The sequence below is a fragment of the Pseudomonas sp. URIL14HWK12:I6 genome (assembly GCF_000514195.1).
Taxonomy (GTDB): domain Bacteria; phylum Pseudomonadota; class Gammaproteobacteria; order Pseudomonadales; family Pseudomonadaceae; genus Aquipseudomonas; species Aquipseudomonas putida_A.
In genome coordinates this window covers 124,867-149,162 of the sequence record NZ_AZVL01000005.1, presented here as the reverse complement: position 1 = coordinate 149,162, position 24,296 = coordinate 124,867, and the positions used below count along the sequence as shown (strand labels likewise).

Here is a 24,296-nt window from a genome sequence, read left to right as displayed (position 1 = left end):
GCCCATAATGAATAAAATAATTGCTGTCGATGAAATGATTAAGGAGCAAAACTATGAGCGACATCGGGGTCGCGATCATGGATGCTACCGAACGGCGAATGCGGATCGGTGGATTCAATGGTTTTAGTTTTCGAGAAATTGCCACAGACGTAGGCGTCAAGAGCTCTACCGTTCACTATCACTTTCCCACCAAAGAGGTGCTCGCCGCGTCGGTCATTCACCGTTATACCGAGCGTATCGCAGAGTTGATTGACAACGAATTTGATGCTGATCCTGACTGCATAAAAGTGTGGGTCCGGGCATTTCGCGGAACAGTTTACTCAGTTGATCGTATGTGCCCAAGTACGGTATTGGGTGCTGAAACGAGGGATTTACCCGAGAAAGTCGCGGCTGCGGTGCAGAGTTTCTTCGAAATGTGCCTGGAGAGAATGACCAATCAAGGTATGACGGTTGACGGAGCATCTCAACTGCTGTCGACGATCGTCGGAGCCTTGCTGCTCACCAATGCCCTAGGGGATATCAAAGCTTACGATCGTGCGACCCGTGGGATGCTGTAGCATATTTGAACAGACGGTATTGCAGAAGCAAATGGGATTACCAGTGCTCGGCCATCCGTCCTTACAAAGCAGCCTGACAGTTAAGTGATGGTCCTCGCGCGTATTCGTCATCTGATCAAAAATCCTCAGGAGACAACCACCCTTCCCTCCTGACAGGTGTCGGTTCTCCACTGCACAGCCCCTCGCGTAAGCGATGCACATTTTTGCACGTGCAAAAGACGGCCATGTCAGGAAAAAAAGCCGTCTTTCACACCGTTTGTATCTAGAGCGAACACCTCTTAACTCTGATCATAAAATGGATAGTCCGTGTAGCCGCGCTCATCGAACGCGTAAAAAGTGTTTCGGTCATACGGATTGAGAGGAAACCCACGTTCTATTCGTTTTGGCAGATCCGGGTTCGCTATGAAATGCCGACCGAACGCAATCAGGTTTGCATCACCGCCCGCGATGCTTGTTTCTGCTGTGGAAGGCTCAAATCCACCTGCTGCGATTATAGGGCCTTTGAAATAGCGGCAGAGGTCCCTCGCGGCGATGGGATCCTGCCCTTCAATAAGTGTTTCTCCGCCTTTGATTCTTGGCTCAATCACGTGTAGGTAAGCCAATCCAATCACGTTGAGACGACTCGCCAGGTGTCGAAACAGGCTTTTGGGATCGCTGTCCCCCATTCCGTTAAACGTTCCGCTTGGCGCAATACGGACTCCGACTCGGCCAGAGCCCCAAACGGAGACCATTGCATTCACCACTTCAATGAGAAGCCGCACTCTATTCTCTAGCGAACCGCCGTAATCGTCGGTGCGCTTATTGCTGATGTCTTGTAGAAATTGATCCATCAAATGCCCATTACCCGCCATCAGCTCGACGCCATCGAAGCCTGCATTTTTTGCGTTTGCAGCGGCGCTTCGATACTGCTCCACGAGTTCAGGAATCTCGTGCGTTTGCAATGCTCGATGTGGAGACGGCAACTGGAAGCCCTCAACCGTTGACACCATATTGATGTCATCCGTCCAGTACGTAGCATCAACAGAGGCTGAGATTGGCGTCGATTGGGTGACGGAGGTATGTGAGCAGCGGCCTGCATGCCATAGCTGGGCGAACATACGGCCACCGTAAGCATGCACAGTCTCAACAATGCGTTTCCACCCGGAGACCTGTGTCGTATTGTATATTCCTGGGGCGCCGTAATAGCCATGCCCGGACTGCGTAATTGCGGTTGATTCAGTGATAATAAGCCCACCATCTGATGCTCGTTGACGGTAGTACTCAAGCATGAGGTCGCTGGGTACTCCGTCAGGAAGAGTGGCCCTGAGGCGGGTAAGTGGTGCCATTACTACGCGGTGTTTGAGTGTGATATCGCCAATCTGGACAGGTGTGAAGAGTTTCTGAGGCTCAGGTGTGGACATTAGTAATCTCCTGAAGCGCGGAGCGATAGGCATCGCGAATACACTGACCCGCGTCCTTACGCTGAGGTTTAGATCGCAGCGATTCGTTACCATACGCAACTCTTCGCCGACTCGTCATGACGCCATCTTCCATTGGCAGCACCACTCCAATGATGACTGCAACAGCTCCTATTCAGCTCAAGCGATCCTTTTTATGCATCTATCGTTAGATAGATACATTCAAATGAAATAGCCCTAAAACAAACAGCCGTCAAGGGCGTTCGAATGACGTTTTTTTTGCGGGGCGCGACCAAGTTGAGGAGAAGGAGCTGTCAGTCGTCGTGGCGAAATCACAGGGTTCGGCTTTGGATCAACTTCTGTTTTTGAAACAAAAAAACAGACCTGTGGAGAACAGGCCTTTTTTGATGCATGGCTCAAAATCATCAAGCAACAGCGGCGCTTTCTTCGGAGTAGAATGGATAATCGGTATAGCCCACTTCATTGCCACCCATGAAGGTTGGGCGATCATATGCATTCAGAGGCAAGTCGCGACGCAACCGTTCTGGCAGATCAGGGTTTGCCACGAAGTGACGACCAAAGGCCACCAAGTCTGCATCGCCTGATTCAATGATGGCTCTCGCGGAGTCTCCGTTATAGCCACCCGCCGTGATGATGATCCCCGAAAAGTGCTGACGCAGATGCTTCGAAGCAATAGCTTCTTGGTCGACGTTCTCGTCCTCGATAACACCGTTGATACGCGGTTCAATCAAGTGCAGGTAAGCAAGGTCCAATTTATCCAGTTGCTGCACGACGTAAGTGAAAAGCTCCATCGGTTGGCTGTCACCCATGTCGTTGAAGATACTGGCCGGGCTCAGACGGACTGCGACTCGATTGCTTCCCCAAACACTGATAACTGCTTGGGTCACTTCGATCAGCAAGCGTGCACGGTTCTCGAACGAACCACCGTACACATCGGTACGCTGGTTGACCGAATCTTGCAGGAATTGATCCAGCAAGTAACCGTTAGCGCCATGCAATTCAACGCCGTCGAAGCCGGCGGCCAAAGCTCGTTTTGCAGCAGAACGAAACTGTTCCACGATTCCTGGAATTTCGTCTAGGGTCAGAGCACGGTTCGGAGTACTCGGCGTCCATCCGCCCTCGAGATAAGCCATGCCATTGTGCGGGATCTCTGAAGGCCCTACAGGCCGTTCACCTTTAGGCTGCAAGTCATCATGCGATTGACGTCCTGCGTGATAAAGCTGGGAGAATATTTTACCGCCTTTGGCATGAACACCTGCCACTACACGACTCCAGCCTGCAATCTGGCTATCGTCATAGAGCCCTGGGGCGCCGAAGTATCCATTCCCACCAGGTGATACGGCGGTACCTTCAGTGAGCAGGAAACCACCGTTGGAAGCTCGCTGAGAATAATACTGAGCCATCAGCACACCAGGAATCGCACCATCCTCTGCACGCATACGAGTCAACGGAGCCAACACGACTCGGTGATTAAGTTCGAACTGGCCAATTTTGACGTTAGAAAAGAGTTTCGACATGATCGTTCTCCTGCAAAAAAATCACTATGAGTAGGTGAGAATTGCAATTGGCTGTCTGCCCTCACGACTACGCTGCGAGCTTTCAGATACCGCGTCTTCCTGTTTGAAGCCAGGGTCTCTAATCCAGCGAATCTGGCTTGTTGACCCAATGGACACGAGTTTAGAGAGGCAGCGTTCAAAGCAGAATCCGGCATTTCTGAGAAACATTTCCCCACATAATGGGGATATCCCTTGATAGGAAAACGAACGTGCACCAGAGCGGAAGGTGTTCCTGGCTTCGGTCATGCACAGTGGATACAGGGCAGGCCTGAAGGAAACAGGCTTTCGTTGCCAGGTGGTGAAATCGAAGCGATCGAGTAAACAGAAGAATCTTTTTCAGATAATCTCGCCGTCTTGCCATTCGCAAATGGGGCAGCGTTGGCAGAGGAACCACCTTTCTGGCGTTTACGAATTGAGGGGTCTAACGATGGCAGTTGTTCCAGAATCGATTGAGCAATTGAAAGCTCGCAAGCTCAATGAGCTCGCGATCGAACTGACAAAACTCGAGACACAAAACGACACCACAAAGCTCTATCGACTCGGCATCTTCAAAGGTCGCGTGCATGAACTTGAAGAATGTGGTGTGTTTAGCTGGGAGGAGCGTCGCCATTTCGACAACGCTGCGATGACTGCTTGCGGGTACGAGATGCCGCAAGATCGCGTCGCCCGCGATACAGACGAATTGCAGCGCCTAGGGGATCTTATTTCCTCAATTGAAGCTCAACGCGAGCTGGCCAGGTCGTTGAACCAAAAATAACTTCAAGGGGGTTGGCGATATGATGAGCAGCGGAAACAGGAGTGGCCAATCGGCCGAATTGGGGCAACTCCCCTTCTGCTCAACACTCATCCGCTGATGCTGAGCACCCACTGACGAAGTCACCTAAACAAGGTGTCTTCGTCAGACGTTTATGCCTGATTTCCACTTTTTCCAACATGATTCGAAGATCGATGTCGCTTGGCTGGAGATCTTCTTTCTTGGACCAGTCCAGATGCCCACTATGCCATATGGAATGGCGAGAATTTGAGACTGCGCACCAGATCCGCAATGGCTTGAGACATTCCATCGGTAAGGCTGATACCGTCCGTAGCCCGCTGATGCAAATGCTGTAGCACCAGGGCATTCAGCTGGGGGCGAAATTGCGATCTGAGCTCGTCCGTGTCGGGTATCACGCTGCCATAGTGAGCCTGGCGGGCGATTATGTGCCGCCAATGATCAGCTGCGTCATCTCGTGCCCCCGAAAAAACATACACCGCAGCTGCGGCGATGGCGTCAGCGATCTGGATACCATGAGAGTCATGCGAAGATGCGAACTCGATAGGGCCGGACAGATTGAATGTGATGGGATGCCGATCTCCACCTATATCAGAAAAAAGTTTTTCGGTGTTACCCACCATCCCATTGAACATTTCTTGGTTGTGCTGCAGAGGCTTTGAATGGTCACAGACTGCGGTAAGCACGTCATGCTCGGTGCCCCAATTCGCCAGCAAGGTGTAAAGGGCCGTATTGGTCAGATCAAGCACCCACTTGCCGGTCTCGCCGTCAGCCAATGATTCCAGTTCACTCCGGATGTCCTGGTGACGCATCTGGGCAAACTCACGGATCAACCTGATGGTGTCGGAATGCTGTGCGACAGCTGAAGACGAGAAAATGGTTTCGAGGTCAGGCCTCGTACTGTCTCGCATCAAGCCTTCGAATTCAGCGAAAAGATCTTCCGCGCCAGCGCCCCGCGCAATGAACTCCATATAGAGCACGTTTGCGATGAATCGGTGGAAACCTATGCCATAGAAAAGAGAGCTGATGTCGGAGTAGCAGGGCTCGAAAATGTACTCATGAATTTTTCCAGCGAGGGCAAATTTCTTGTCGGAGATGGAAATCTTGATACGGCCATCGAATGCATCGAGCACCTCCGTAATGGCTTTCCTGCCCTTCGAAAACTTCACCAGGTTGGCGCCTTTAAGCTCTCCCCCCTGAATGTTGTACTTCTTGGTGATCCTATCGACCAATGCTTTCGCCTCATCGTCGTCGGTTGCGACCGAAGCGTAGGCGAAATAATTTTGCGTTGGATGCAGCAAGTTGTTACCAGTGAATCCAGACTCATCGAAATAAATTTTTTGCGACATTTCACGTTCCTGAGGAGGTTTGATCAATGGCAACGGCAACGGCAACGGCGCATGATTAACGCCTGAAGGAGAGAAAAAATCCACTGTATGCGTATGTCCCACTTACCTCGCGCCAATCAGATCGATGCTTCTTAACGCGGCAGCCGCTACTTGATCTCATTCGTTCGATGCGTTGGCGGTCGCATCAGCACATCTTTGGATCGTGCACATTCATGCGCGCATAACTGGATCAAACACATGTTCGCCACCATGCGTTTGCGCTGGGAAACGATCCGGCAAACAATCCACTTGAGCGCCTGAACGCCCAAGGCCCAAGGCCCAAGGCCCGATCGGGTTTTCCACTTTGTTTTATCGATGGATGCAGACTCGCCTTCGAGCGGTACCCCCGACTTATTCAACGTCTAAGGCTTTTATTCAGAACCATAAGTGTTGCGGATCAGTTGGGCGCAAGATTTCGTCGGTCTTGCCTCACATGATTTCGTGCTCGCACAACCTCCCCCGCAGATCACGCCTTCCCAAACTGAGACAATGACTCTCTAAGCTTTGGTGCAGCAAAATCAATGAAGCGACGGAGTTTGATCGGCATCAAATTACGCGATACGTGAATCATGTGCACCGGAACCGGTTCGACCTCGAACTCTGGAAGCAAGATCTCCAACCGACCGTCCCCAACCGCCTCGGCGGAATCGTGCTGGAGCACCAACGTCACTCCAATCCCGTAAACAGCCGCATCCACCGCGGTATCGGGGGCAGACACCTGCAGACGCGGCTCTACGGGAACAGCGATAATTTTCCCTGTTTTGGGCATTCGAAAACGCCACGGCGAAAGATACGGGCTGTTGAACACAACACACGGAATTTTCGTGAGTGCATCCGGTTCACTGGGTATACCGTACTTCTCCAAAAAGGAAGGGCTGGCACAGAGGGTCGGTCGCAGATACCCAACGCCCGTCGCAATCATGCTGCTGTCGGCTAGCTCTCCAATACGGATCGCCAGATCAGCGTGTGCGTCGACGAGATCTACGTTGCGATCGGATTGAAGCAACCTGATCGTAATGTCGGGAAACAGGGACAAAAAATCGTTGATGATCGGCAGCACGTGCATCCGCCCAAATTGCACGGGAGCTGCGATGACCAGTTCACCTCGGGGGGCCGTAAATTCGCCTGTTGCCTCTCGCTCCTGATCATTGACCTGGTCCAAAATTCGCCGCGCTGCTGCAATGTAGGCAGCACCGGCATCAGTCAACGTCAGCTTGCGCGTCGTACGCGTAAGCAGTCTTGTTCCGAGATGCTCTTCAAGATCAGTAACACGACGAGTTAGCGTTGATACCGGAATCCGCAGCTCTCGGGCCGCAGCAGAGAGGCTTCCTTTATCAACAGCGGTTAACAGCATCGCCATTGCTTCGAGACGGTCCAAATCACTTGTCCATTTCAGGGTAAACGCCGCCAGTGTAGGAGATTTTGACATTGCGAGATACGCGCGCATAAGGCCCGAAAAAAAACGACCGCACTTAGCTTTTGCTAGCGCGGTCGCTCGTGATAAAGCGTGATTAGAACTGTGTCAGACCACCGTCCACTACCAGCTCAATGCCTGTGGTGTACGATGAATCATCGCTTGCGAGATACAGCGCGCTTTTGGCCAGTTCCGACGCTTCACCAAACCGCTTCAGCGCGATCTTTTGTTGCAGGCCAGCAGCGACGTCACCCAGTTGTTCCTCGCTCAATCCCATCTTGCCGTAGAACGGCGTGGCGATCGCGCCCGGACTGATTGCATTGACCCGGATACCACGAGGAGCGAGTTCGGCACCCAAGGTACGTACCAGTGAACGTGCTGCCGCTTTTGTAGCGGCGAGAATCGACAACCCGGGCATGCCGATGGTGTTCAGGAAGGACGTGGTTACGATGATGCTGCCGCCGGCAGGAATGAGCGGAGCGGTTTTTTGGATCGTGAAAAAAGTGCCGTTGAAATTCAAAGCCAGGTTGTCTTCGACGTACTCCGGAGTAATCGCCTCCAACGGAGCAACTGTGCTGGCGCCGGCATTGGCAAAGACGATGTCGATATGTCCGAATTTCAAACGTGCTTCTTCGACAGCGCGTTCAATGTCCGCCACTTTGCGCACATCAGCCTGGATAAGCGTTGCTTGGCCATCCAGTTCACGACCTGCTGCCTCCAGGCGATCAGCGTTAGAACCAACGATCACCACCTCTGCGCCTTCAGCTCGAAAAAGCTTGGCCGTTTCCAAACCGATACCTGATGTACCACCCGTGATGAAAGCCACTTTGTTTTTCAGTTTCATGTCGTATCTCCTGTCGAGTAACCAACGCACGGATGCGCGCCCAATGTTGCAATCATCGCCTTCCAAATCTGCTAAAAGCGGAGCGGCGACGTTGCTGTGGGGAAATCATGCCTGCCGCGAGGAATTTGGATAATCCGGCAGATACGGGTTACACCTTCCCGAAAATCGATTAAATGAAAATCGCGCCGTAGCCCTCGACAGCCGCGCATCGGGTATTCCGGGCAGATCGGCTAAGACTGCCGGGAATGGGTGGTCAAGCTAAAGGTGGTAGCAGCGAATCGACGAGAATGGCCATTCAAGCGCGATCGGCACTCTGTCTTGCGGGTCATCGGAGATCAGACAAGGTACATATAGATGATGAGATGTGACCGAATATCCGTTTTAAGTGTGTGGGTTAGATTAATTTGATAAGCTTTAATCATTATGGTCGGTTGCTGCCGCGCGGAGCCGCAGCGCCAGGTAGATAGGAGAGACTGTTGAAATGAGGAAATCAAAAGCAGAGACGGCAGAAACACGGAAGCGGATCGTGAACGTCGCGTCCCAAGTGTTCAAATGCAACGGCATCAATGCCACCGGCGTGTCAGAAATAATGGCCGCAGCAGGACTGACGCATGGCGGTTTTTACCGTCATTTTGAGTCGAAAGAACAACTCGTTGCCGAAGCCTGTGCTGTAAGTATGGAAGAGTTGGTGGGTGCCGCAGAAATCGCCGTGGATGGCGGTGATGAGACGTTCTTGCAGCATATCCAAGACTTTCTTTCCGCGGATTATCGTGACGATCGTTTGGGCGGTTGCCCTTTGGTTGCCATGGGTAGCGAACTGGCCCGCGCAGATGCAGAGACTCGTCGCGCTGCGTCATCGGGGTTTGAGGGTTTGATCGAGCTCATGGCTAAACGTAGCCGTTACAAAGATCCGGAGTCGGCAAAGGCTGATGCGATTTTTACGCTTTCGTCCATGATCGGGGCCGTCACGATGTCGCGAATTGTCGACGATCCGGAGCTTTCCGATCTCATCCTTGAATCGACAAAGGCACGTCTACTCGAACTGTCATCTGGTCCTAAAATCAAACGTGCCAAAGCAAAGGCAGCATGACTGGTTTAGCGATCGGGGGATCAGATCGTGATCCTGCCAGGGCGGGTGACCAACCCGCCCTTCGCCTTCCCCTTTTAGATGTCAACTTTTTTTGTTGGCTCCCTTCTCTTCTTGTCGGCCCTATAAATTTCATTGGTACCAGCTCTCTACCAAATTAAAGGCGCTGAATATCATGCTCAATGAACTGGAACTGACAGGACGCACACGGACACACATCGTCCAGTTTTCCGAACCTAGATTCGCGACTCAACCAGAAGCAGCTGAGGCATTCTTGGACATGCGAGCAGAAGCTCGGCGCTCGGGTATCGATCTCCTGCCTTACAGCAGCTTTCGTGATTTCAGAACGCAACTGCGGATTTGGAATGGGAAATTTAGCGGGCAGAAACCGCTTTACGATTTGGAGGGTCGCCCGCGCGATTACAGCTCGCTTTCACCCTCTGAAATTATCAGCTGCATCTTAAATTGGTCCGCATTGCCTGGAGGAAGCCGGCATCAATGGGGCACTGAAATCGATGTGATTGATGCCGCGGCGATGCCATCCGACTACGTGCCCAAGCTCTTGCCCGAGGAGACTGCTCCAGGAGGCATTTTCTCTGATTTGCATCACTGGCTCGATGCCAACATCGAAGCCTATGGTTTTTTCCGGCCATACAAATATTTCAAGGGCGGCATGTACCCAGAACCCTGGCATCTCAGCTACGCCCCGCTATCTATGCCTGCTCTGCAGTTAGTCACGGTCGAGCTGCTCGCGGACGTAATTCGAGAGGCTGACATGCTTGGAAAAGAACTCGTACTCGAACAGCTTCCGAACATCTTGAGAGCTCACATCACCAACATCGTATTGCCTGGCGAGTAGCAGGCTGCCCTCTTTATCCACGGCACCATCTACGAAATCAAACACACGGCTAATCGATAGCCCAGACACCCGAACTGCCCCGCCTATGGCTATCCAACAGGTGGGTGTCTACCATCCCGATGGCCTCCATCAACGCAAACATTGTGGTGGGTCCTACAAAGCTGAACCCTCGTTTGCGTAACGCTTTACTTAATGCGATGGATTCTGGAGACGTCGTCGGCACCTCGGCCATTGTCTGAGGGAATGGTGTTCGTTCGGGTTTGAAAGACCAGATGAGGTTGGCCAAGCCTCCGTCATCCCTCAGCCTGATGGTGGCGGCGGCGTTGCTAACGGTAGCGATTATCTTGGCCCGATTTCGGATAATCCCTGCATCTTCCATGAGACAATTGATGTCTTCCTCATCGAATGCGGCAATTTTGTCGGGGTCGAATTGATCGAACGCAATCCGGAAGTTCTCCCGCTTACGCAAAATGGTCACCCAGGATAAACCGGCTTGAAAAGCTTCGAGACTCAGTCTTTCGAAAAGCCCGCGCTCATCGCGAATAGGCATTCCCCACTCTGTGTCGTAGTACTCGCGAAGCAGCAAATCGGTTGACGCCCAAGGTGGTCGAATCAATCCATCCTCGCCTTTCACCGCGTGTATGGGCTTTATTTTCGCCTCACGTCCATCAGACCGATTGTCTGGCACCGATGGGCCATTTTTCTGCGCGCCGCTCTTGTTTTTCATCATCCAAAATCACCGAAGTCATATCAGCCGAGAGATCTCCCTGCGAATCTTGAACGCTGCGACTTAACAACGGCGAACCTCGATTCTTGAGGACAAATCATCTGCGTCATCGTCGCTTCACATTTACTTGGGTGACATCGTGGCTACCAATCCAAGGACAACTCCGCCGGCACATACCGCTCCCCATCCTCCGACTGACCAAAGCATCCCAGAAAGCGCTGACCCAAGCGCACCACCGACGAAGAATGTCGCGACGAAGATTGCGTTAATCCGTCCGCGTGCATCAGGGTTGAGCAGGTTGATCATGTAGCGGCCTACGGTTTGGTTACCAAGCACGCCCATATCCAGTAGCAGTGCACTTACCCCCAAGCCAATCAACATAACGTAGACAGGCAAGCTCGCAACGAGCCCGCTCACTGCAGCGAGTACAAACCCCGCCATCAATACGACATGCGCAATGTTTGTCACTCGGCGCCCATGGCCTCGATCAGACCAGCGCCCCACCATCGGAGTGACGATAGCCCCACCGGCTCCCACCAAGGCAAACAGCGCGATACCTTTCTGACCCATTTCAAATGGAGCGCCTTCCAGAACGTAAACAATCGTCGTCCAGAAGAAGTTGAAGGCAGCCATCACGATCGCGGCGGAAATAGCGCGGTGCCGCAAGACAGATTCATCCTTGAACAAGTGCCACAGCGAGCTGATCAGCTGAGAGTAACGGATGTTTTGACCAGGCTGGCGTCTTGGCAATCGAATTGAAAGAGTTAGCCCAAGTAAGATTGTTGATGTACAGCTGAACACATAAAAAGCTTTCCATCCCCACGTCCCGGCCAGAAAACTAGCAATAGGTCGTGATAACAGGATGCCCACCATGAGGCCACTCATGATGTCACCGATGACTCTCCCCCTTTGCTCAGGTGCCGCCATTGATGCTGCCGAGGGTAACAATACTTGAATAACGGAACACGAAGCGCCCAGGATGAATAGCAACATGAACAGCGTTGTGGCATTGGGAGCAAACAATATCCCGGCCGCGGATAGCGCTCCAGCCGTTAACATTTGCAAAACAAGCCGACGATTTTCGACAAGATCAGCCAACGGAATCAAAAAACACAAACCAGCCGCATACCCGAGCAACGAGATCATCGCGATCAATCCGCCAGACGACGAATCCAAACCAAACGCTGTCGTTAACAAGCTGACTAGCGTTTGCGGCGCGAATATGTTGGTGATCATGACGCCAGCCGAAATTGCAAAAAGTAAAACAGGTACGCGCGCCCTTGGGACAATTCCTTCACTGGCAGTTTGCATATCACCTCCTAATGGCGCAATTCAGTATTTGATCAGTCGGCAACAGTCGATCGCTCGCTAGACCTAAGAAACAAGCCACGAATATTAAAATCGGATCAATCGATAAGCACTTATTGCTATACGTTACTGCTGAGCTTTAAATTTCAAAAAGCTCATGGAAATCCAAATCAGTTCCCGACAAGTTTCACCGGTTGTAATACCGGTACCGCGTGCCAAACCTGATTTGACCAATACGGAGCCTTGCCTCTCTCTCAGCCTGATGCAGTGAGTGGAAGATTTCGTCGTTTGAGGGTCTCAATCTTCTTCTCTGAATTCGCAGGCCCTCCTCCGAACACAATATCTTTGAGTTGCAGCGGCATCCCTGTGCGCTCATCGACTACGATGGGATCGATTCGCTGATGCGTGTCGACGTGCATCATCTGAGTATCGATTCCATCCGGGGATGCATGTTTATTACCAAAAGCCAGCAATGTTGCGATTACAGGTAAGAAATCCTCGCCTTTCTCAGTCAGTGAATAGGCGTACCGCGGCGGATTATCCTGGTACAACGTTTTTTTGATCAAACAAGCCTCTGTCAGCTCGTTCAGCCGCTTGCTGAGCATGCTGGGAGAGATCCCCAGGCTCTTACGAAATTCGTCGTAATGCGACAACCCTTGAGTGAGATCGCGCAGGATCAAAATGCTCCAAGACTCTCCGACCAGGCACATGGCACGTCCTATAGAACACCGAATGTCAGACAAATTTTCACAAGCCATCAGGTTCTCCAGCGTTCAGAAGCAACGAGTCACTACGAAAACAGTAGTAACAACGAATGAGAGAGTCAACTACTAAATCAGTAGCGACTACAAAAATAGAAGCCAGTCATCTACCTCCCCTCGCCCCAGCTTTATGCTGCGGCCTTGTGCCCGTATTGAGGGGCTTTTGGCCAGTGTGAGCAAAAGCATGCGACTTCTCATAAACATGAATCTGAAATCAAGTCAGGCTTCATGATGGCGAGGTGGCGAGGTGGCGAGGTGGCGAGGTGGCGAGGTGATGAATTGAACGCCAGAGTCGATTTTCAAGGGGTGAGCCTGTCTCCAGTCGCCTAGTCATGTTCAAGACTTAGCCATTTTCTTCAGTGACCCCATGCTGAGCGAAAAGCGCCTTGAAGAACCTGACCGCTAACGCTCGCGATTGATCACCAATTTCAACGCTGCCACCGCGCTGTACCGTATCGTTAAACTCTCCCCCACCGAAGCGATAAACCTCGTATCCCATCAGCCTCAATCGTCGATCTTCGGCAACCATTGCGGCGTACCTGGCTGGAGCTGGTTTGCCATCGATTGCATAGTGATGCTGGCCGTCAATTTCAATGACTACTCGTACACCGTGCTCAAGGAGCAACAAGAAATCCATTCTTTCTCGCAGCAGCACCTTGTCTGTCCCTCGCTGCCGTGATGTCTTAGGGTCGTAGTGAAGGTAAACTTGAGGAATCAGAGCCGGCAATCGTTGTTTGAACAGGGGCGCTAGCTCGCGGTAATAGCTGTCAAAGATTACTTCTTCGCCAGGAGAGCGGGCTTGCCTCACAGAGTCTCTCAGTCGTTTGTAAAGGCCTCGCTGAGCAATCTCCAGGTCATCGTTTTCTCGGTGAGCCCACCAGCCCACCAATTCGCTCCAAAGCAGGCCGTTGTTACTCAATGAACGGTCATAGATCAGGGCGTCGTGCTGATTCCTGATAGCAACCTCATTGTTGATCGCATCCGTGAGATATAGATCCGGTTTGCTGTTGATCGAGGCAAAAATCAGGTTCTTTGCAGTCCCCTGTACCCCTGAAGAAAGACGACTAATGCCATAGATAGCCCGGCGTGAGATCTCCTTGACCACCATCAATGTAAAGCCGTCTGCCGCGAGCAGATCAGTCAGCATCGGCACCAGGATCTTCTGCTCGAGGTCGGTTCGACACTCGGGAGAAAGGGTGTAGGCAATCAGGTCGATGAAGCGCTGTTGCGAGCACGTCATTGCCCCACAGTGCTTGAGTACGGTGGAGTTTGTATAGTCGTTGTTCCGAACGAAATGTTGTTCAACATCGCGGTGAAGCGTGTTGAGGAAATGGCCTTCAGGCCCGGACATGCCCCAATTTGGACGCAGGATTGCAAGCCCATCCAAAGGTGGTATCTCGCCAAAAAGCGGGTTTATCGAGTCCAGGGCTCCGAGAATTGCACGTCGGGTGATATCAGAAATGCGATAATCTTCAGGAGTCATTAACTCGCTGACAAAGTCTTGCAAGTCTGCATCGCCGATTTCATCCATGACATTTTTTGCCAGGGCAATCAGATCATTGAAACTGTGATCTCGTAAACGAGAGCGAACGTACGTCCGCTTGCTACGATAGGCTTCTTCTTCGCTGCCGGGCTCAAGACCAAGCTTGGCGCATACCGCGGGTAGGTCGTACGCTTTAACATTGTGAAGAGAGGCGGCAATCGCGTCACGAATCTCCTCCAAACTTATGTTTTTTGCGTACGCCACTGTTCACCCTCACAGATAATCAATTACGCGGCAACGCCCTTAAGGCTCGCCCCACTGGGGTAAAATTTGCCTTTAAAGCCATCCAAGCACCTCAGGTCGATCGCCAAAAAACCGAACATAGCTCACCTACACGCCATCGGATGTTTCAGATCGGGGTTACCGACACCACGGTGATGTATTTGTACTTTTTCTTGAAGGTCTTTTTGGCGTCCATTTCTGCGACGATTTTACTGAGGGTACTGGTGTCGTAGTGGACGATTTCATAATCGCCCTCAAATACATTCGACACATGCAGGGTAACTCGGAGCTTCGAAGTTACGGCTTTTGCAGAGGTTCGAGGCTTCTGTGCAGGATTTGCCTTGGGTACAGGGGCGGGATCAAGGCGGCTCGATGGCGTTGAGCTATGAATAGGGTTCGTTGTTCCGAAGAGCGCCCGACGCATCTCCTCTTCACTCAACTGTGTAGTCATTTTTTATCTCTTCATTGCGGCAGCGGGATGGAGTTTTCTCCACAGAAGTGTTCCAGTGCAGACGTCCCCTTGGTAGAAGCATACTCGAATTCAAAATGCCGAATCAAAAACATTAATGAGCTCCTCATTTTCCGCGACGACCGAATTCATATTAATTCGCTCGATAGCAGTCACTACTACCATTAACAAAAAGAACACTACTGCGAAAAACGGAATGGGCTTATTCATATAAAATGGCGCTTTATCACTAAACGTAGTCAGCCCCAGCAGTGAGATTATGCTCACCATGATGACGAGAAAATCGCTTCTCTGTTTGTATTTCACATTAGCGCCCTTTAGCGCCGCCTTGTATTTTTTTATATCGGCTTTTGATATGACTTTGGCATCAAAGTCGCGCTTTACGATGCTGGAATATTTATTGATCATTGCTTGCTCAGCCATAATAACGCCTAATAGATATTTCTTACTTCGTATTAATCGACTCCATAATCCGTAGAGGGTCATCAGAATGGTCTCAAGGTGAGTTTTGCGCTCAGCCAAATAATCATTCCGAAGCTTAATGAAATAATTGACTACCCCGTTCCCGGTTGTTTTGTTGCTCACGAAATTATCCTTTATTTTATATCAACTTATACGCAACACTTGGCCCAGCACTCTCCCCCTCTCCTGCATTGTGAAGGTCTGGTACATCAATACTTCGAAATTACTAAACAAGATCAATTATGGCTGCGTAAAGCCTTCGATATCCAATGCCTATTGGCCGCAGCCAGTACAACGATCATTTAACCACTACCCTACGACTGAGCAGCTGCAAACAGGTTGTCGATTAAGCCTTTGTTTAAGCCTTGTTCATGAGGCTGGGGCAAGAGTTGCTCAAGCCCTACGCCCTCTTGTGGCAGACAGTTGCCCTCCTTCCACAGATCGTGGACTTCCCGGGCGAGCTCAGGTATCCACAAAGTAACCGCCTGGTCGTCACCTGCGTAAAGGATGGGCAGCGGCCTGTGGCGACCGATAATCAGCAGCTTTCGGTAGAGCCAGATCGCCGGGTACAGCTGGGTCTTATGCTTCGAGTTGTATCGCAGCGGTATTGAAACACCCTCGGGGTCCAGATCTCCGAAGTATTCCGCTCCGTCACCGTCAACCTCTCTGATGACTTCATCCAGTGCGGTTCCAGTTGACGTGATGGCGCTACCCGCGCCATAGACGACCGCCGCGTAGCGATGTGCGGTGTCGTTCCATTCGCCAAGGCTGAAGAACGTGTGGTGGTTCTCTACGACCAGCACCGGTCGCCCTGGTTTGCCAAGCTGCTGCCGGTAAGGCAAGGGAAGGTCCACCTTTCTGGCGCCAATCGCCGACAGAGCAAGCCTGCCGCCAAAAAGTGCATTGGATCGCACCCTGCCATCGAGGTATTTCTCATCCCCGAACATCTCAAGCGATCGCTCGCGCAACGGCACCGTCATAAAGCGCCCTTTGCGGCGAATGAGCCATTCGTTGATGACCTTGGCAGTGACCTTTTCGCTTTCCGTCAATTGCATCCAGAATCCCAATTCCGGCATCCAGGAAACGGCTGTCCAGTCCGGTTTCAACACCGAGATCGTTTCAACGATGACGGTGATAAACATGGGCATGGCCGGATTGCCGATACGCTCGAAGCTGCGGGGAGAAGGAAGTCTCAAAATGCCTTGCTCATCGCCAGCCCTAAGGGCCTCCATGAGCAATCTATCTCGATTGGGATACTGCTGGAGCTCTGGATGGTGTTCTATCCAGAGGCTCCTTAATTTCAGTAGCTCTATGCGCTTTTTACGGCTGCCGCGCAACGCTTCAAAAAAAGCAGTGTTCATCAATTTTTACCTGCTCTTTGCACCGCCGTGTTGAAGGTTGCAGTCGCCATTTGAATGTGCGACCGGCCACTTTTCACCCCATCCTTGCGCAGACGGATCACCCGCTGAAAACCGGCAAGAATGTTTACATCCTTCATGGCGGTGAAGAAAATCAACTGCACGCCAATGGCCTCGGCCAGCATGATCTGGACGTCAATCAACGCCCGGGTTTGTACCTTGGCAAACGGGTTATCAAGAATGAGGGGGCAACCGCCTCCACGTTTAGTGACGACCTGATGGGTGCGTCGCAGTTGACTCATCATCAGGTACATGAACATGGCGATAACCACCCCTTGGCCACCGGATTTTTTCAGCCGCCCGGCATCTTGGTACTGATGATCGGCATTCTGCTCCATTTGCAATAATTGCAAACCGAATGCCCGCTGTGGAGAGAGATTAATCATGCCGGCAGCGACCAAGTCAGCCCCCAGTTCAGGAATGACCTTGGTTTCTATCAATCCGTTTAAGTAATGCCGGATAGCAGTCTTCCCGGTTTCCGTCGACACACCTGTAATCGGATGACGCATCTTCATGATGACTTTGCCACCAACATAGGGGGCGCCTTTCGGCACCATGACCTCGCAAGCTTTCTTCAGGACACTCATACCCTCTTCTACCAACTGATGCACTTCGCCCACGCAATTTTCAAAGTCCGGCAACATGCCGTCCAACTCAGACTGCGAGGCGTCCGTACGCTCAACGATGAGCATCATCAGTCGCTCGAAATCGCTGCAGGTGGTTTCAAAGGAATTGCTCGACAGCTCGTGCGCCAAGCCCGGATCAACATCTTGCACCGCCTTTGACTTCACCACATCCGTAAACCCGTCGAAGTGCGATTGAGCCAATTTTCGGGCTTCTTCCAGACCGACGCTTTGCTGCTTATAGCGATCGAGCACCGCCATCACTTGCGCTTCTCCGTCACCTTCAAGCTCAATAAACTCAGGAGCGGCAGCCTCATGAGGAACCGCAGAAGTGAGCATGTTCTTATGCTTGTTCAGCACATCGACGTTCTTCTTACTTTGAGCGCGCCCCTTCAATGCTTTCTCGGCTTCTTGCTGACCAGAAACCAGACTTTTTTCAAGCTGTTCCGTATTGTCCTGGACTACCACGATGTGTTGCGCAAGTTCATCATCGCTGAGTGATAAGACATCATCAGAGGGTTGAAGAGGATCAGCCTTGGCGAAGAAGGCATCTCTGTCGCTGCAGGCCACCGCATGTGCATTTGATGATGATACAAACGCCTGTTCGTACAACCCGACTTGCGTTATCTGGGTCGTGCGCTCCTGTGCCAGATCGAGGCTTAGCAGGTTGATCACGGCTTCTTCGCGCAGATCGGAAAACTCAAGCCTGTACTCCTCGCGAGACATGACTTCTGTTTTGCGCAATTGCTCGAGGGCTACCCGACGAGCGCCCAATCGCTCAGACTCCACAGTATCAAATACGGCTTTGTCGGAATCGTAGTTCTTGATCAATGCCTGCAGATCAAAACCAGATTCAAGGGCTGTTCGATAATCGAAGCTGGGATCGAAAATTTCTGTGAGGTCTTTGCGACTCAGCAACTGCTGGGCGCTCCCTGCAAGATCAAACTGCAATTGCTTCGAGTGGGCGATGATCGCCGCTTTCGAATCGATCAACTGCTCAAGGCCTTCACTTTCTGTTTCTGCTTCTTTCAAAGACGCTCGCGCTGTTGCCAACTGCTGTTTCCATTGCGCAAGCGGCTGTTCATATTCGTGCGAATAACGCTCCAGGCGCTGGACCCTGCTGGCCTGATTGGCGAGATCACCTGGAATTGGATCTATCTCCTTCTCCAGCCCCTTCGCACGCTCTTGCATTTCAGCGGCTTCTTCCAGGCACCCGACCTGCAGGCTCGTGAACGCCTGTTCTTCCTCGTAATGAGTTTGAATGCATCGCTCAAGCTCCGCGATTCGCACGGCGCCGAAGCGCTCTTGATAATCCTTGAGTTTGTTGGCTGCATCACGTGCTTCGTTGCGGCGTTGAATGTGTGCCTCGCGCGTGCCTGAGATTTCAGCGATTCGTTGTTCAAAATCGATCAGCGCGGCGGCAGCGGCCTCCAGGTTATAGGCAGAGTCGTCTTCTGCGGATATCACTACCCGATCGAATGTCGCGACGGCCGTATCAATGGTGGCAAGGGCGACAGTTACCGGGGTGCTCAGCGAGAAGTCAGCACCTGCGATAATCTTGCATGATTTTTCCCACTCTTCGGAGCCCACACAGACGCCGAGAAACCGGGCGGGGTCGGAGTTGACCAGTCGACGGGCCTCTTCAGCATCGGGGACAACATTGGCAATGTAGGAGTTGGTTGCTCGCGCAGAATGAATGCCGGCAGTCCGAAGCAACCGGACAACTTGATCGACGTCATCACTTTGGCCCGCAAGTTCGGATTCTTCGATGGACTGTTTGGCGCGCTCGAGGTTGGCCAGGCGAATGTCCCGCTCCAGCACTTCACGGTCCATGGATTGGATAAATTCGTAAACGGTGCCCAGCAGTGTCAGGGAATCAGGGTCGCATAATTCAGCTTCGACCACCGAACACAGCAACCGATTTTGCTGAAGGTCTTCTTGAAGGGCTCTGGCATCACCGACTTCTCTGTTCAGACTTTCTCGGATGTACGCTTGCGCTTGGGCTCGCAATCCATGCTGCGCCGCCTGCTCACGAAGGAGGTCAACGTGTTGTAGGTGGCCCGCTCGTTCAGCGCGCAAGGTATCGAGGCGATTTTGCGCCTGGGTAATGGCCGCCGTAAATCTTTCGATCGCAGCAGCGGCGTCATGATCGAACGCGCCAAGCACCCCGTCATCCAGCAAGCTGACGCGTTGTATCTCGGCATTATCGACGTTGGCCCCGACTTTTGCCTCCTCTTGCTGAAGCGCTTTGATGGATAAGCTCAACGTTTTAATGTGGGCCTTGGCTTGCGTTACTGCCTCAGCAGCCGCCAGCTCAACATTTTTCTCCGCTAAGCGTTTGTCGTCGTTCTGTTTCAGTAAAATATCGATAGCGCCACGAAGCAGTGCTCCCTGTCTTTCGAGTGCTTCTTTGATTGGGCGAAAGCCCTCGACTTCTGCTGCCAGCGACCGTTCCTCAATGAGAACCTGCTCATGAGCGCTGGTGATCTTCTTGTACGAAATGGCACCGTTGAGATGCCTCAGACGCAATTGAGCCGCGTCCTTTCCAGCCGTGGCGTCTTTAAACACCGCTGCAGTGCGATCCACACGGCGCGTGTGCTGCAAAGCACGCATTGAAAGCGTGGACGCGCGCTGCTGTACCAGTTGTGCCTGGTTTTCCAAAATGCGTGAGTTGAGGGTATCGATCAGGTCACCAAAATGAGTGACCTGCTTTTCTTCACTTAAACGAACCAGCTCCATAGCGGCGGCCAGTCCCGATGCACGGCGTAACAACCCCGATCGTGCTTCAAGCGCAAGCTCAAACGCTTTAGAAGATTCATCCAGGGGCTTCATGCACGACAGGATTCTGGCCAACTGTACAAGCCGCGCCTCAAGGCGAGGTTTATTCTGGTATTTGTCCGCCACATTCACCACGGTGTTGCGCACTGTTTGAGCGCGCTCAGGGTCCACCGTCAGCGCCATCAGCTTACGAACCAGATCCTCTTCATCCTTGAAAGTCAGGAAACCGCTTTCTAGGCCACCTTCCTGCCCATTGAATTGACGCTGCATGACCAGAAGATCGAGATCCAGCAGTCGTGTAGTGGCGAGGTGCGTGGTCCAATCGTGTTGATGGCGAGTGTGGTAAAAGTCTTCAGGACACTTCCTGTACATTTGAGTCAGCCATTGGTTGAGCTCCGCCATCGTGCTCACCCCCGGCACACCCAGCGTGTTGATGCCGGGTGCCGGGATATCTTCAAAGGTGATGCCGTGGTGGGATTCAAACGCGAAAAATACCCGATCGATATCGTTACCACGTTCAATGACATCGCGCATCGCAACAGCTTGGCCAATGACCAGCTTGTAGTCCTTGCCTCCCGGCAGTCGTGATGGCATCGACCACTCAATGATTATGAAAGATGGTTTTCCGTCCTTAGCGAAATAGTCATTGAACTGGTGATTGGGGTTCTGCATGTGCTGAATGAACAGATCTCGGCGCGGTTCGAAAATGCTGAACACGTACGACAGCAGCGAGGTCTTGCCACCGGTATTCTCCAGATTGACGATAGCGTTGACCGCCTCGCGCGTATCCGGCGCAGTAAAGTCGAGCAAGGTCTGGTCGTTCCAGGCGGTGGCGGTGCCGTAGCGGCAGACATGCATTCGGGTGATTTTTTGCATATAAAATCCTCAGGCCGTTGCGCCGGAACGCACATAGTCAAATAGTCGCGGTAGCGTCCGTTCACGCAACTGAATACGCAGTCGATGGGTGGCGGTAAATTCAACCGCTTCGCCCTCATCCTGAGCCCCCACGTTATTCACCAGTCCGTACTCAATCAGGTAGTTGAGTGCCATGCGCACCAATCCTTCAACCGAGTTGGGTGACGCGCGATCGGCTTGGGGGATCGAAACCGGCAGGCTGTGAATGTAGCTCCAGCCTGGTCGCAGCTCCTCTCTTGAATAATCATCGGAATCTTCGAGCGCGTTCATGCGCCCGGACAAACCCGTCAAGGTGTCCCTGAACATGGCCAGCGTCGCCGGCATTGGAAACCGACTGTCATCTTCAATCAGAGCAGTCGTTGGATAAAACACCGCGCAGATGGCCAGGAAGCTCAGCGCCAGCGCCACGCGTTGGTCTTCAGACAGGTTTTTGCGAAGATCGCCAAGTCGTATGGAAAAGCGGCTTTCCTTACGTGTCGGGGCGATGATCAAGCCTCGCTCGCTGACATCCAGCACCATCAATTCCATTCCTTCAGCAATTTCCGCGAGGACCTGCTGCAGTTCTGGGCTAGCGCGGTACCGAGCCAATAGCTCGCGATACTCCACGTCATTGGCCGGGGTCGCACTTAGGTTGAGTGCCCGATATATCAGACGTGCAGCGGCGCTGTTCTGGTTATCCAATTGAACCTCCTAGACCTTTGTCTTGACGTCGAACCTGAGGTTATCGCCTCGGACCACTCGGGTTTCATATTCACCATCGAGCACGGCATGGTGGCTTTCAAATTCTGATTCGCTGTCGGGGAAGCTGCGATAAAGGCAGAACGCAATGCACTGTTGCTCAGTCGCACTGAAGCCTTCGTGTGTTCCTGCATCGATCAGTTCATCAATCCGCCAAGAGCGGTTTTCTTCAAATTTTGCGGATAGCCATTGAGAAATTTTGACAACCAATTGATCTGGAAACGGATCTGGCCAGACCTGGAACGGCTCGAACTCGTCGTCGTCCTCGTCGTCATCTGCGTCTTTGTTTAACTGACGTCGCTCCATCAGAATGCTGAGCAGGTTCGATAAATCAGGTGTTTTGGGAAACACGGCCGGGAACAAACTGACAATGAGATCTTCGGCCGCCTGGCCCAACTGCGCCCCGGGGCGGATCATTGCTTGCGGAAGAAGATGTGTCTCAAGGTCAGGAATTCCGGAAGATTTTCGAGCTCGAAACGCCGCTGTCTGAGCGTCGATGAAACGCCCTTCAGCGCTGCTAACTTCAAGCTGCAGTCGGGCTCTTACGGTGCCTGCCTTCGACAACAAGTCATGCAAACTTAAAAGCTCTTGCTTGCTTTTGATGTTTTCGACTTCACCCATCTTGTTGCGAATCGCCATGAGCAACCGCCCCTCTTCTTCTTGACGGGCTTTGACGTGTCGGCGAGATTCGTCCAACTGAGGCTTGATGTCCGTACTCCACCTCACCGTTCCCGGCGCGCGGATTGCCTGAACGATTTGCCCATGAATGTGTTGCCGATGCTCAATGGAAAGCACCATGGCACGCCTCGCGAACTCCGCGGCCTGCTCAAAGCGCCCCCTTTCGATCAGGATCTGCATCATCTTTTCCATAAGAATCTGCTGATCTTCAACGTCCACATTCAGCATGCCGATCAGAAGCAAATAACCCTCTGGTGAGGGGCGATACCGATAGACATCATCAAGATCCGGTTCAAGTGTCACCAGACGAAAGCGGTACACGAGGGTTTGCAATGTGGGCGCGTGAAAGTAGGTGAATTCGAATTCTTTGTAGTTCTCCGCTTTATTGCTCAAACAGCCAATCACGACATCGGCTGCCTTTGCACACGCTGAGCTGGATTTTTCAGGCCGGATCCGACTGATCATTGAATTCACATAGGTGTGCACATCCGCGATGCTGTACCCCGCGCCGACAGCAGATCCCTCCATCATGAAATTGAGGGTGGCCATGCACAGATAATGGGTGTCCAGCCCATCAAACAGAGGCTGTCCATCCTCGTCTTGATGGAAGTTACGAGTGGCATGGAGCTGGTTCATTGGTTCCAGTAACCGCTGATTTCGCAACTGGGGTGATAAGTCGATCAACTCGCTCTTGGGTTCGCCCAGCGAATCGGGTGCATCGGGCAGCTGTTCGTTTGGCATGGAATTCTAATCTGCTCTGCAATGAGATCAATATTATTCCTAATGCTTATCAATTTGATAGCTATGACAGAATTCTATTGATGATCGTGTAACATGACAATCCCCTTCATCACAAAAAGTTCGACCATGCTTGAACACCTCAGTCAGCCACAACGAGACCGCCTCGCCTTCATAGATCTCAGACTGCGTATGCTAGGTGAGCTCAAACGTCAGCATTTGATCGAGCGCTTTGAAATTCAGGAAGCGGCTGCTAGCCGGGATATCGCTCTGTACAAAACACTCAGTTCGCACAACCTGGTGTATGACGCGAGTTCGCGTATCTACAAAGCCAGTGAGGACTTCGAGAGCTTGTTCGATTCCACCGCGGAACAAGCGCTCATTTGGGTTACCAAAGGACTCGGCGATGGGGAACCCCGAAACACCACACCTGGAATCACGGTCGATTTTCCTGATCAACTGTCGTGGCCGAAGCTCGATATCCTGGCTCACGTCACCCAGGCGATTCATCAGAAATGCCCACTGCAGATTGATTACGAGTCGTTGAACAGTTCCAGCCAACGCGTCATCGTCCCTTTTTCTCTGATCGACAATGGACTTCGCTGGCATGTTCGTGGGTTTGACAGGAAGTCGGGAGAGTTTCGAGATTTCGTCATCACCCGGATCCGCAAGGCGAGCCCTCTTCCCGATGATCCCGTTGCTGTTCACGAAACGAGCGATCGAGACATCCAGTGGACGAGAATCGTTGAACTGACACTTATCCCTCACCCCAATCAACCGCGACCGGAAGTCACGCTCATGGATTACGCAATGGTTGATGGGATGCTGTCGCTGAAACTTCGGGCGGCTACGGCGGGTTACACCCTGCGAAAGTGGAGCGTGGACTGTTCACCAGATCACAGTCTCAGGGGGCCAGAATTTAGGTTGTGGTTGTCCGACCCCTTGGCACTGTACGGCGTCAAGAACGCGATCCTTGCCCCGGGTTATGTCGCACCTGACGTGCGCTAATTTTGAATGGATG

At 52.2% G+C, this 24,296-nt stretch carries 20 protein-coding genes; 5 read left to right on the top strand and 15 right to left on the bottom strand.

Translation table 11 applies throughout. The features are described from left to right. Window positions 1-53 precede the first annotated feature (53 nt). Window positions 54-557: a TetR/AcrR family transcriptional regulator gene (locus H043_RS0110755; protein WP_027611863.1), complete on the top strand. Its 504-nt coding sequence runs from the start codon at window positions 54-56 to the stop codon at window positions 555-557. Window positions 558-835: 278 nt separating this feature from the next. Here H043_RS0110755 and H043_RS0110750 read toward each other — a convergent pair whose 3' ends face one another. After that, on the bottom strand, window positions 836-1,957 hold the full coding sequence (locus H043_RS0110750) for an alkene reductase (protein ID WP_027611862.1): 1,122 nt from the start codon (window positions 1,955-1,957) through the stop codon (window positions 836-838). A gap of 422 nt (window positions 1,958-2,379) precedes the next feature. Then, complete coding sequence (locus H043_RS0110745; RefSeq protein ID WP_027611861.1) at window positions 2,380-3,492, bottom strand: alkene reductase; 1,113 nt, start codon at window positions 3,490-3,492, stop codon at window positions 2,380-2,382. A 466-nt stretch (window positions 3,493-3,958) separates the two neighbouring features. Here H043_RS0110745 and H043_RS30240 point away from each other — a divergent pair, with 466 nt between their 5' ends. Then, window positions 3,959-4,288 (top strand): hypothetical protein, encoded by a 330-nt coding sequence (locus H043_RS30240; protein WP_155953478.1) that lies wholly within the window; start codon window positions 3,959-3,961, stop codon window positions 4,286-4,288. 239 nt (window positions 4,289-4,527) lie between these two features. On the opposite strand, the gene H043_RS0110735 is transcribed toward H043_RS30240, so the two are convergent. The 3 genes from H043_RS0110735 to H043_RS0110725 all read right to left on the bottom strand — a co-directional run bounded on the left by H043_RS0110735 (window position 4,528) and on the right by H043_RS0110725 (window position 7,949). Next, window positions 4,528-5,652 (bottom strand): DUF3800 domain-containing protein, encoded by a 1,125-nt coding sequence (locus tag H043_RS0110735; RefSeq protein WP_027611859.1) that lies wholly within the window; start codon window positions 5,650-5,652, stop codon window positions 4,528-4,530. Window positions 5,653-6,157: 505 nt separating this feature from the next. Next, window positions 6,158-7,069 carry a LysR family transcriptional regulator gene (locus H043_RS0110730; RefSeq protein ID WP_027611858.1) on the bottom strand — a complete coding sequence of 304 codons (912 nt, stop codon included), beginning with the start codon at window positions 7,067-7,069 and terminating at the stop codon, window positions 6,158-6,160. Between the two features lie 133 nt (window positions 7,070-7,202). Further along, window positions 7,203-7,949, bottom strand: a complete 747-nt coding sequence (locus H043_RS0110725) for an SDR family oxidoreductase (protein ID WP_027611857.1) — start codon at window positions 7,947-7,949, stop codon at window positions 7,203-7,205. Between the two features lie 526 nt (window positions 7,950-8,475). Between H043_RS0110725 and H043_RS29055 the strand changes: the two genes are divergently transcribed. Together H043_RS29055 and H043_RS0110715 are read left to right on the top strand one after the other, a co-directional pair. Continuing rightward, window positions 8,476-9,039 (top strand): TetR/AcrR family transcriptional regulator, encoded by a 564-nt coding sequence (locus H043_RS29055; RefSeq protein ID WP_218187159.1) that lies wholly within the window; start codon window positions 8,476-8,478, stop codon window positions 9,037-9,039. A gap of 172 nt (window positions 9,040-9,211) precedes the next feature. Then, window positions 9,212-9,895: a M15 family metallopeptidase gene (locus H043_RS0110715; RefSeq protein WP_027611856.1), complete on the top strand. Its 684-nt coding sequence runs from the start codon at window positions 9,212-9,214 to the stop codon at window positions 9,893-9,895. A 49-nt stretch (window positions 9,896-9,944) separates the two neighbouring features. On the opposite strand, the gene H043_RS0110710 is transcribed toward H043_RS0110715, so the two are convergent. From H043_RS0110710 to H043_RS30415, 10 genes are all read right to left on the bottom strand, one after another. After that, entirely contained in the window at window positions 9,945-10,625 is a 681-nt protein-coding gene (locus H043_RS0110710; RefSeq protein ID WP_305809465.1) for a DNA-3-methyladenine glycosylase I, read from the bottom strand. A 120-nt stretch (window positions 10,626-10,745) separates the two neighbouring features. Further along, window positions 10,746-11,933, bottom strand: coding sequence for an MFS transporter (locus tag H043_RS0110705; protein WP_027611854.1), 1,188 nt, complete (start codon window positions 11,931-11,933; stop codon window positions 10,746-10,748). A gap of 251 nt (window positions 11,934-12,184) precedes the next feature. Further along, a complete protein-coding gene (locus tag H043_RS0110700) occupies window positions 12,185-12,640 on the bottom strand; it encodes a helix-turn-helix domain-containing protein (protein WP_049827847.1) in 456 nt (151 codons plus the stop codon). A gap of 394 nt (window positions 12,641-13,034) precedes the next feature. Beyond that, complete coding sequence (locus tag H043_RS0110695) at window positions 13,035-14,438, bottom strand: hypothetical protein (protein ID WP_027611852.1); 1,404 nt, start codon at window positions 14,436-14,438, stop codon at window positions 13,035-13,037. Between the two features lie 145 nt (window positions 14,439-14,583). Then, window positions 14,584-14,907 (bottom strand): hypothetical protein, encoded by a 324-nt coding sequence (locus H043_RS0110690; RefSeq protein WP_027611851.1) that lies wholly within the window; start codon window positions 14,905-14,907, stop codon window positions 14,584-14,586. 90 nt (window positions 14,908-14,997) lie between these two features. Then, window positions 14,998-15,510, bottom strand: coding sequence for a hypothetical protein (locus tag H043_RS0110685; RefSeq protein ID WP_027611850.1), 513 nt, complete (start codon window positions 15,508-15,510; stop codon window positions 14,998-15,000). A 191-nt stretch (window positions 15,511-15,701) separates the two neighbouring features. Further along, the gene (locus tag H043_RS29050; RefSeq protein WP_049827846.1) at window positions 15,702-16,748 is read right to left on the bottom strand and encodes a Wadjet anti-phage system protein JetD domain-containing protein; all 1,047 of its coding nucleotides are present in this window, start codon (window positions 16,746-16,748) and stop codon (window positions 15,702-15,704) included. After that, window positions 16,748-21,082 carry a hypothetical protein gene (locus H043_RS30665; protein WP_256214178.1) on the bottom strand — a complete coding sequence of 1,445 codons (4,335 nt, stop codon included), beginning with the start codon at window positions 21,080-21,082 and terminating at the stop codon, window positions 16,748-16,750. Before H043_RS30665 ends, H043_RS29050 begins: the two co-directional genes overlap by 1 nt. A gap of 9 nt (window positions 21,083-21,091) precedes the next feature. Continuing rightward, on the bottom strand, window positions 21,092-21,802 hold the full coding sequence (locus tag H043_RS0110670) for a hypothetical protein (protein WP_027611849.1): 711 nt from the start codon (window positions 21,800-21,802) through the stop codon (window positions 21,092-21,094). 9 nt (window positions 21,803-21,811) lie between these two features. Continuing rightward, window positions 21,812-23,278 (bottom strand): hypothetical protein, encoded by a 1,467-nt coding sequence (locus H043_RS30415; protein WP_177325619.1) that lies wholly within the window; start codon window positions 23,276-23,278, stop codon window positions 21,812-21,814. Window positions 23,279-23,467: 189 nt separating this feature from the next. On the opposite strand from H043_RS30415, the gene H043_RS0110660 reads away from it, so the two are divergent. After that, entirely contained in the window at window positions 23,468-24,283 is an 816-nt protein-coding gene (locus H043_RS0110660) for a WYL domain-containing protein (RefSeq protein ID WP_049827866.1), read from the top strand. Window positions 24,284-24,296: the final 13 nt, after the last annotated feature.

Coding starts and splice junctions, on each gene's coding strand:
- H043_RS0110755 (WP_027611863.1), top strand. CDS start 54: ATGAGCGACATCGGGGTCGCGATCATGGATGCTACCGAACGGCGAATG.
- H043_RS0110750 (WP_027611862.1), bottom strand. CDS start 1,957: ATGTCCACACCTGAGCCTCAGAAACTCTTCACACCTGTCCAGATTGGC.
- H043_RS0110745 (WP_027611861.1), bottom strand. CDS start 3,492: ATGTCGAAACTCTTTTCTAACGTCAAAATTGGCCAGTTCGAACTTAAT.
- H043_RS30240 (WP_155953478.1), top strand. CDS start 3,959: ATGGCAGTTGTTCCAGAATCGATTGAGCAATTGAAAGCTCGCAAGCTC.
- H043_RS0110735 (WP_027611859.1), bottom strand. CDS start 5,652: ATGTCGCAAAAAATTTATTTCGATGAGTCTGGATTCACTGGTAACAAC.
- H043_RS0110725 (WP_027611857.1), bottom strand. CDS start 7,949: ATGAAACTGAAAAACAAAGTGGCTTTCATCACGGGTGGTACATCAGGT.
- H043_RS0110715 (WP_027611856.1), top strand. CDS start 9,212: ATGCTCAATGAACTGGAACTGACAGGACGCACACGGACACACATCGTC.
- H043_RS0110710 (WP_305809465.1), bottom strand. CDS start 10,625: ATGATGAAAAACAAGAGCGGCGCGCAGAAAAATGGCCCATCGGTGCCA.
- H043_RS0110705 (WP_027611854.1), bottom strand. CDS start 11,933: ATGCAAACTGCCAGTGAAGGAATTGTCCCAAGGGCGCGCGTACCTGTT.
- H043_RS0110700 (WP_049827847.1), bottom strand. CDS start 12,640: ATGTGCCTGGTCGGAGAGTCTTGGAGCATTTTGATCCTGCGCGATCTC.
- H043_RS0110690 (WP_027611851.1), bottom strand. CDS start 14,907: ATGACTACACAGTTGAGTGAAGAGGAGATGCGTCGGGCGCTCTTCGGA.
- H043_RS29050 (WP_049827846.1), bottom strand. CDS start 16,748: ATGAACACTGCTTTTTTTGAAGCGTTGCGCGGCAGCCGTAAAAAGCGC.
- H043_RS30665 (WP_256214178.1), bottom strand. CDS start 21,082: ATGCAAAAAATCACCCGAATGCATGTCTGCCGCTACGGCACCGCCACC.
- H043_RS30415 (WP_177325619.1), bottom strand. CDS start 23,278: ATGCCAAACGAACAGCTGCCCGATGCACCCGATTCGCTGGGCGAACCC.
- H043_RS0110660 (WP_049827866.1), top strand. CDS start 23,468: ATGCTAGGTGAGCTCAAACGTCAGCATTTGATCGAGCGCTTTGAAATT.